The organism is Micromonospora sp. NPDC085948 (assembly GCF_040686315.1).
Classification (GTDB): Bacteria; Actinomycetota; Actinomycetes; order Mycobacteriales; family Micromonosporaceae; genus Micromonospora.
In genome coordinates this window covers 244,380-253,247 of sequence record NZ_JBFBJW010000010.1, presented here as the reverse complement: position 1 = coordinate 253,247, position 8,868 = coordinate 244,380, and the positions used below count along the sequence as shown (strand labels likewise).

General features: G+C 68.7%; 5 protein-coding genes. 4 read left to right on the top strand and 1 reads right to left on the bottom strand.

The genetic code is table 11. The features are described 5' to 3' along the window. Window positions 1-128 precede the first annotated feature (128 nt). Window positions 129-2,408, bottom strand: a complete 2,280-nt coding sequence (locus AB0O48_RS24410; protein ID WP_365068519.1) for a glycoside hydrolase family 44 protein — start codon at window positions 2,406-2,408, stop codon at window positions 129-131. A 97-nt stretch (window positions 2,409-2,505) separates the two neighbouring features. Between AB0O48_RS24410 and AB0O48_RS24405 the strand changes: the two genes are divergently transcribed. The 4 genes from AB0O48_RS24405 (at window position 2,506) to AB0O48_RS24390 (ending at window position 8,865) form a co-directional block, all read left to right on the top strand. Next, window positions 2,506-2,982, top strand: coding sequence for a YfbM family protein (locus tag AB0O48_RS24405; RefSeq protein WP_357250288.1), 477 nt, complete (start codon window positions 2,506-2,508; stop codon window positions 2,980-2,982). 286 nt (window positions 2,983-3,268) lie between these two features. Continuing rightward, a complete protein-coding gene (locus AB0O48_RS24400; protein ID WP_365068516.1) occupies window positions 3,269-3,682 on the top strand; it encodes a CU044_2847 family protein in 414 nt (137 codons plus the stop codon). Further along, entirely contained in the window at window positions 3,679-8,568 is a 4,890-nt protein-coding gene (locus AB0O48_RS24395) for a tetratricopeptide repeat protein (protein WP_365068514.1), read from the top strand. The genes AB0O48_RS24400 and AB0O48_RS24395 overlap by 4 nt, the downstream gene beginning before the upstream one ends. A 96-nt stretch (window positions 8,569-8,664) precedes the next feature. Then, complete coding sequence (locus AB0O48_RS24390; protein ID WP_357250276.1) at window positions 8,665-8,865, top strand: hypothetical protein; 201 nt, start codon at window positions 8,665-8,667, stop codon at window positions 8,863-8,865. Window positions 8,866-8,868: the final 3 nt, after the last annotated feature.

Sequence of the window (8,868 nt, the reverse complement as noted above, 5' to 3'; positions counted from 1 at the left end):
GTGACCGACGGTCAGGCGCCCGGGATGTTCGCCGGCGGATTCTCGCCGACCAGGTCGGCCGCCGGCGGTGCTGCACCCCGGACCCCCGGCCTGCTCCGCCGGCGTGGTCCGGCGGGGGCTCTCTCAGGTCACCCGCAGCGTTGACCGTTGAGGCTGAAGGCGGTCGGCGCCGGGTTGGTGCCGCTCCACGTGCCGTTGAAGCCAATGCTGGTGGACGCACCGGGGGCGAGCTTGCCGTTCCAACTCATGCTGTCCGCGGTGACGCTCGTGCCGCTCTGTTTCCAGGTGGCCGACCAGCCCTGATCGACCTTCTGGCCGGTGGTGGGGAAGTCGAAGCCGAGTTTCCAGCCGTCGATCGCGGTGGTGCCGGTGTTCTTGACCGTCACGGACGCGGTGAAGCCGCCCGGCCAGCTGTTCGCCGTGTAGCCGACCGTGCAACCGCCGGCCGGGGCGGTGGGCGCGGTCCGCACGGCCAGGCCGGGCGAGGCCGCCGAGACGTTGCCCGCCGCGTCGCGGGCGGTCACCACAAAGGTGTACGGGGTGTCCGGCGTCAGCCCGGTCACGGTGAACGTGGTGCCGGTGGCGCTGCCCACCTTCACGGGGCCGGTGGTGTCGACCCGGTGCACGTCGTAGCCGGTGACGGCGGTGTCGTCGGTGGACGGCGTCCAGGACAGCGCGACGCTGTCGCCGGTGATCGTGCCGGCGGTCGGCTTACCCGGGACGGTCGGCGCCTGGGTGTCGCTGGGCGTGGTGCTGCGGGGCAGCACCAGGTGGGTGATCGAGTTGGCCGGGAACGTGGCCGTGAGGCCGCTGGCGGTCACCGGCAGGTCGGCCTCCCGGACGACGCCGGCGAGGTTCGCCCCGCTGTAGCGGTAGACCTGGGCGGTGCTGGCGGAGGCGCCGGTGAGGGCGACCGGGCTGGTCAGGTCGTCGCCGGTCTTGTTGACGACGACCAGGGTGAGCGCCTTGTCGGCGCTGCGCTCGGCGGCGTACACGGCCAGTTTGCCCTGGTCGGCGCTTGTCGCCCGGACGGAGGTCTCGCCGAACGCGCCGCCCTTGCCGTCGTAGTTGCGGTAGACGCGGAAGGCGTTGGCCACCGGCTGGTCGGCCGTGGGTGCGGTCCAGAGGGTGGCCAGGTCGAGCCCTTCGCGGCCGAAGATGCCGAGAACGTCAGCCTGGGCGAGCGCGCCGTTGAGCGACCCGAAGGCGCCCCAGTTGTACTCGGTCATCGCGACCTTCGTACCCGGGTAGTGCTGGTCGACCAGCTCGCGCAGTCGCGGAATGTACCGGACCGGACTGTTGATCCAGCTCTCGTCCACGTAGGTCGGGTCCCAGAGCTGGCGGGTCGAGCGCAGCCGCAACGCCTGGGTGTTGGCGTCGCCGGCGGCCTCGCCCAACACGCCGGCCTGCTGCGGGTAGAGGTGGACGTCGAAGTAGTCGAGGATGCGGGTGCCGTGCTGCTGCTCGTACTCGCGCATCCGGTCCAGGTACCACGGGCCGAGGTCCTGGCCGCCGTGCGCGGCCTTGTCCGGCGGGTTCGACCAGCAGCCGGTACGCGAGCAGGTGTCCTGGTCGAGGCCCGAGAAGAGGATCGAGTTCAGGCCCCAGCCGACGGGACCGAGTGTCTTCGCGCCCGGGTCGGCAGCCTTGATCGCGGCGGCGTACTCGTAGGTGCGGTCGCGTAGCTCGTCGTAGCCCAGCCCGGTCGGGCGGACGTCGCGGTGGGTGGAGTGCCACAGGTCCGGTTCGTTGTCCAGGTTGTAGAACTGGACCCCACCGTCGGCGGCAGCGCCGAACTGCCCCTTGAGATGGTTGACGAAGTCGGTGGCGTACTCCGCACCGACGGCGACGCTGGTGTCCTCCGGGTCGTTGCCGGTGACCGGTGACCCGTCCGGCTTGATGCCGTTGCCGCAGTCCGGTGCCCAGGTGTCGGTGGACTGCTGCGGGCCGTACTTGGCGACGCTGAAGCCACACGCCCGCGACCGGTCCTTGGCGATCCAGCCGAGCATCGGCATGGTCATGACCGTGGCAGCGCCGGTGGCCTTGTTCTGCTGCACGAACCGGTCGGACTCCGAGCCCTCCGGGAGGTCGTCCGGACTGGGGTTGTCGTTGGGGATGTTCTCGAAGTACCAGTCCGCGGCGCGGTTGGTGGTGTCGGCACGGAAGTTGTAGCGGGTGGTGGCGTTGCCGCCGTAGCGGTGCACGGGCAGCCGCAGGTCGCGGGCGAGAGCCTCGTCGGCGAAGTTCATGCCGTAGACGTACGGGCTGATCTGGTGTCGGGCGGCGGTGGTGTCGACGGTGAGTGCCGGGCCGGCCGCGGCCAGGGCGGGCTCCGGCAGGGCCAGACCGCCGAGGGCCGTGGCGAGCACGACTGGGAGTAGAACGGTGGTGGTGGGACGCACGAGCATTCCTTTCGCATAGGAGCTCGACGATGGGAGCGCTTCCACAGCGTTGCGCCTTCCTGGCTCCGAGTCAACGTCGCACCCCTCCCGTACGATCGCCGGCATGTTGGGGGTGCACTTCGCCATTACGTCCGAGCAGGAGCGCTCGCTGCTGGCGGCCGACGACGACAGGGTGGGCGAGTTCCTTGAGGAGATCGAGGAGTCTTGGTACGACGACACCTTCAGGGTTGACACCGACAAAGCCTGGGACGCCATCCACCGCTGCCTGACCGATGGCACGCTCGACCCGGACGGTGGCCCGTATCCGTTGTCCCACGCGGTGCTCGGTGGCCGGCACCTCCACGATGACTATTACGTCGTGTACGTCAGCGCCGCCGAGGTCCGGGATGTGGCCGAGGCCCTGCGAACCATCGACCGAGTCTGGCTACGCCTCCGCTTCGATGCGATCGACGGCAGCGACTACGACGGGGCCCAGGACGACGACGATTTCGAGTACACCTGGAGCAACTTCGCTGACGTGCAGGCGTTCTACGACCGAGCCGCTAAAGCGGACCGCTCAGTGATCTTTACCGCCACCTGAGTCACGTCGCCAACTCGCCGAACCTCTGCCATGGTGCGGGCGCTCACGACGCTCGATGCGTCCTCTTAGGTTCGATCTGTCCAATTTGTTGAATTTGTAATTGGACTCTCTCGTGGATTGAAAATTGATTGTCGGATGGCTGACATATTTTCGTTCGTCTGGGGCGTTGGGTGTTTGGTGTTGTGTGCTTCGTTTTGACCGCTGCCTAGCCTCTATCTAATCTTTATCTGGGTGTTTCCGCTTGCTGGTCAGATGGTTCCTACCATTTTTCGGCGAAGGAGTCTGGGTGGCGCAGACGGTTGCGGTGCGGGTGGGGGCGGTCGAGGTACTCGTCGAGGTCGTGCCGGTGGGTGGTTCCCAGCAGACGTCGGCACGTGAGCGCGTTGATCGGGCCGTGGACTATGCGGCGGGTGCGTTCGAACGGGCGCAGTCGGCGGTGGAGGAGATCGCGGTGTCGACGGCGCGGATGGTTGGCCGGGTCACGCGCCGCGTCGGTAGCCCGGAGTCGGTGGAGGTCGAGTTCGGGCTGAAGGTGTCGGCCAAAGGTGACGTGATCGTCGCCGGCGCCTCGGGCGAGGCGTCACTGAAGGTGAAGATCATTTATGGCGCAACTGCTGACCGTGCGCTTCGAGGGCCGGGGGAAGCGGACCCGGACGACGCCGACACCGACGCCGAGGAAGCGCAGGACGGCGCGTCATGACCGTGCGGGTGGCCGGGTACGACTTTCTCGGCTGGGTCGCTGCTGACGATGCGGTACCTGTCGGCACGTGTTTCCAGGTCGAGTCAGCTGTGCTGGTCACCGCCCACCACGTTCTCGCGGAGATCGGTGCGGCGGCGGTGGGATCCGTGGTGCGGATCGGGCCCGTCGGCGGCCGTGCGGGGTGGGACGCCACGGTGCAACGCGTCGACGAGGTGCACGACCTGGCGGTCCTGCGTGCCGAGCAGCCGCTGGCGGGGTCTGTGTCGCAGGTGGTCGCCTCCGACGGGGTGCGGGACAACGAGCCGGTGACGACGGCCGGCTATCCGACGGTCGAGGACGACGGGCACGAGTACGAGCTGCTGACCGCGGGGGGCCACTGGCGTGGCCCGGCGTTGCGGGACGGCGTGTTGTGGTCGCGTCTGCAGGCGGACGCGGTAATGCCCGGTATGAGCGGTGCGCCGGTGCTGCGGGCGTCCGACCGGGCGGTGGTTGGCGTCGTCTCCGGCCGCTACAACTCGCAGGACGGCTGGTTGGCAGGTGCGGTGTGGGTGTCCCGGGTTGAAGACCTGTCCACGCTGCTGGATGGGGTGGCGTCGGTCGTCGTCGAGGAGACGGTGCCGGCGAATGGGCTGCTGGACCTGGTGCTGACGGTGTCGCAGTCGCAGGTGCGCCTGTCGGGGTGTGGACAGGATGTGACGGCGGCACACCGTGGTGTGTCGCCCGGCCTGGCCAACGCGTTGCAGGACGTACGTCGGGAACGCGCTCGCCGCCGTGTGGTGACGCGTGATCTCGCTGCCGCCGGCCAGGCCGCCGGTGTGGTGTCGTTGCGGCGCGCCGGTGAGCTGTTGGCGGAATCGTTTCTGCCGGTCACGGTGGCACAGGCGCTGGCCCGGGTGATCCGCCGGGCGCAGCGGGAGTATGTGCCGGTGCGGGTGGGGGTGCAGGCGCCGGACTGGTGGTGGCTGCCGTGGGAGGCGTTGCCGGAGCCGGTGACCGGCCGTCCGATGGTGCTGCACGAGCTGGTGTCGGTGTATCGGAGGGTGGAGGCGGCGGGTTCCCGGTCGGCAGCGGCGCCGGGTCCGTTGCGGATCGTGGTGGCGATCGCGTCGCCGGAGTCCGGCGGTGGTCCGCTGCTGGATTACGAGCGGGAGTTGGGCAGCGTCCTGGACGCGGTGCACGGGGCGCACCGCAGCCGGGCGGTGGTGCGGATCCTGCCGTTCGCCACGACGGCGGCCATCCGTGCGGTGCTGGCCGAGGACACCACGCACGTGTTGCATCTGTCCGCGCACGGTGCGCCGGGCATCCTGCACCTGGAGGACGAGCAGGGTCGTTCCCGGTCGGTGGATCCGGAGACCCTGATGGCGGAGGCGATCCCGGAGGGCCGGATGCCGCGGGTGATCTCACTGGCCGCCTGCTACACCGATGCCGACGGCGAGGACGGCGCGGGGTCGTTCGCCGCCAGGATGGCCCGGCGGGGCGCGGGCGCGGTGATCGCGACGCAGACCTCGGTCACCGACGCGTACGCCACGAGATTGTTCGCCGCCGTGTACGCCGAGCTGGCAGCTTCGGCGCGGCCGGACGTGGTCGCGGCGGTGGCACAGGCCCGTCGGCGCGTGCAACGAGACCTCGCGACCGCCCCGGACCCGCTGATCCAGGCGGTTGCGGGCATGGACGAGTGGAGTGTGGTCAGCGTGCTGGCCGCCGCACCGTCGGTGACCGTCGCGGACGGCGCCGCACCAGCCGAAGCTCGCGCGGAGACCGTGCCGGACCTGGGCGGCCTACTCGCCCGGCCGGTCGGGCAGTTCGTCGGTCGCCGGCACGCCCAGCGCACCCTGCCCGGTCTCCTCACTGACGGCACCGGTACGGCGGTGCTGCTGCACGGTATCGGTGGGGTCGGGAAGACCACCCTGGCCGCCGAGGTGGTCCGCCGGCTGCTGGACACATCGTCGGACTGGCGTCTGGTCACCGTGACCGGGCCGGTCACCGTCGACGGGCTGCTGACCGCGCTCGCCGACGCGGCCCGTCGAGAGTTGGTGCTGCGGGAACAGTTCACCGGCCCGCCGATGGTTGCGGTGCAGGCGGCCGGCCGGGTGGATCTGCCCTGGTCCGACCGGTTCGCTCTGTTGCGCGATCAGGTCCTGGCCGGCACGAGGATCCTGGTGGTGCTGGACAACTTCGAGGACAACCTGATCCAGGACAGCGGCATTGACGCCGGTTGGTCGATCGCGGATCCGGGGCTGGCAGGGTTGCTGGCCGCCTGGTTGGTCAGCCCCGGCCGTAGCCGGCTGTTGATCACCAGCCGCTACCGGTTCGGGCTACCCGACCCGGCCGCCGAACGGCTGCATCCTTATCAGGTGCCTCCGCTGAGCTTGGCCGAGGCCCGGAAGCTGCTGTGGTCGCTGCCCCGCCTGGACCGGCACGCCGCCGATGTCGACGCGCAGCAGCGCATCTGGCAGACAGTCGGTGGACACCCCAGGGCCTTGGAGTACCTCGACGCGCTGCTGCCCAGCAGCGGCGGCGACCCTGCGGGACAGGGCCGCTTCTCCGACATCACCCGACGCCTACGCCAGGCCGTCGAAACACGGCTCGGTCCCGCCGACACGGCCGCGTGGCTCGCCCAACAGCGCACCTTGGACGCGGCGCTGGCCGACACGGTCACGCTGGCCGCCGACGATGTCCTGCTTACCGAGCACCTGACCCGCCTCGACCCCATCGAGGGCGCGGTCCGGCTGCTGGCCGGGATCAGCGTCTACCGCGAACCAGTCGACGTCAACGGGCTGCTGTTCCAGGTGGGCGTCGCGGACCCGGATGCCGATCTGGAAGCGCAGCCCCACGGCATGACAGAGGCAGCCGCGCAGATAAGTGACCTGCTGTCGCGATACGGACTCGATCTGTACGGGCTAACGGAGGCACTCGGGCAGGACAGTCCGCTGACCCCGGCAGACGGCGAACGTCTCGCCCAGCTAATCGAAAAGGCACGCCAACCGCCTCAGCCCCCGTTCGCCGCACCACCGGGCATGACGGAGTTAGTCCGGCAACTCGCCACGACCAGTCTGATCGCCATCGTCGATGACGGCCGGGTGGTGATGCACCGCTGGACCGCCACCGAACTGCATCGTCACTGGAATACCGACCACGGTCCGCACCACCACCCCGGGCTGGTCACCGCCGCTCACCACGCCGCCGCGACATTCTGGCGGTGGCGCGTCGAGACCTGGCCGCAAGATCGGTTCGACGACCTCCACGACCTCGACGAAACCCGTCATCACCTGCTGGCCATCGATGATCTAGAAACCGCCGGAACCATCACTAAGCGCATCTGCGGCCAACTCGACGAGTGGGGGGCATGGGACCGAGAAGTCAGCCTCATCTACGACACCCTTCGCTGGCTTCCAGAAAACTCCCCCCGCCGCCCGGCCTGGTACCAGCAGCTCGGCGTAGTCGCCCAGCGCCGGGGCGACTACGCCGAGGCCGAGCGCCGCTACCTGCAATCGTTGACCATCAACGAGGAGCTGGGCGACCGGGCCGGCATGGCCAGCAGCTTCCACCAGCTTGGCATCCTCGCCCAGGATCGGGGCGACTACGCCGAGGCCGATCGCGGCTATCAGCAATCGCTGACCATCAAAGAGGAGCTGGGTAACCGGCTGGGCATGGCCGACAGCTACGGTCAGCTCGGCATCCTCGCCCACCTTCGGGGCGACTACGCCGAGGCCGAGCGCCGCTACCTGCAATCGTTGACCATCAACGAGGAGCTGGGCGACCGGGCCGGCATGGCCACCAGCTACCACCAGCTCGGCATCCTCGCCCAGCGCCGGGGCGACTACGCCGAGGCCGAGCGCCGCTACCTGCAATCGCTGAGCATCAACGAGGAGCTGGGCGACCGGGCCAGCATGTCCAGCAGCTACCACCAGCTCGGGATCCTTGCCAATGATCGGGGCGACTACGCCGAGGCCGATGGCCGCTATCAGCAATCGCTGACCATCGACGAGGAGTTGGGCGACCGGGCGGGCGTGGCCGGCAGCTTCCACCAGCTTGGCATCCTCGCCCAGCTTCGGGGCGACTACGCCGAGGCCGAGCGCCGCTACCTGCAATCGCTGACCATCAACGAGGAGCTGGGTAATCGGGCTGGCATGGCCAGCAGCTTCCACCAGCTTGGCATCCTCGCCCAGGATCGGGGCGACTACGCCGAGGCCGATCGCCGCTACCTGCAATCGCTGACCATCAACGAGGAGCTGGGTAATCGGGCTGGCATGGCCAGCAGCTACGGTCAGCGCGGCATCCTCGCCCACCTTCGGGGCGACTACGCCGAGGCCGAGCGCCGCTATCAGCAATCGCTGATTATCGACGAGGAGCTGGGTAATCGGGTGGGCGTGGCCAGCAGCTTCCACCAGCTTGGCATCCTCGCCCAGGATCGGGGCGACTACGCCGAGGCCGAGCGCCGCTACCTGCAATCGCTGACCATCAACGAGGAGCTGGGTAATCGAGCTGGCATGGCCAGCAGCCACGGTCAGCTCGGCATTCTCGCCCACCTTCGGGGCGACTACGCCGAGGCCGATCGCCGCTATCAGCAATCGCTGACCATCGACGAGGAACTAGGCAATCGGGCTGGCATGGCGAGCTCAATCAGCGAGCTCGCGACCCTGCGTACCGAAGCAGGTGGATTCGCCGAGGCAGTGACCTTGCATTGCCAGGCCCTCGCGATACGGCTCGAAATCGGCGTTCCCCAGGCCGGTTTCGATATCGCTCGACTCCGTGACCTCCGCGGGAAGCTTGGAGAACGCAGATTTGGCGACATCGTCACCCCCATCTTCGACGAACAATCGTTGCAGACGCTGACGGCCCTACTCGATCAGGCAGGAAGTCCAGAAGAAGAAGACGGCACCTAGGCTCCCACCCGGCCCGGCGAACTCACGTCGCTTGTGGAATCAGGGATCCTTCATCCGCCGATTGCCACGCTGATGGTCGTCCCGCAGGATGGCCGCGTGGACGCCTGGCAGTCGATCGACGACCTCATCGTGCAACAACGGATCATCCTGGCGTTGCAGGCGATCTGTCGGGCCGAGGAATGCAGCCTCCGGCAAGCGATTGACCTCTTCGGGGACCGGTACGAGCTTCTCCGGCGGACGAGGCCCGATGACTTCCAGGTCACCCGCGACGAGTATGGGCACGGTGCCTATACCTGAGCG

Bases quoted from the DNA above. Each gene is read 5' to 3' on its own strand.
- AB0O48_RS24405 (WP_357250288.1), top strand. From the start codon at position 2,506: ATGTTGGGGGTGCACTTCGCCATTACGTCCGAGCAGGAGCGCTCGCTG.
- AB0O48_RS24395 (WP_365068514.1), top strand. From the start codon at position 3,679: ATGACCGTGCGGGTGGCCGGGTACGACTTTCTCGGCTGGGTCGCTGCT.
- AB0O48_RS24410 (WP_365068519.1), bottom strand. From the start codon at position 2,408: ATGCTCGTGCGTCCCACCACCACCGTTCTACTCCCAGTCGTGCTCGCC.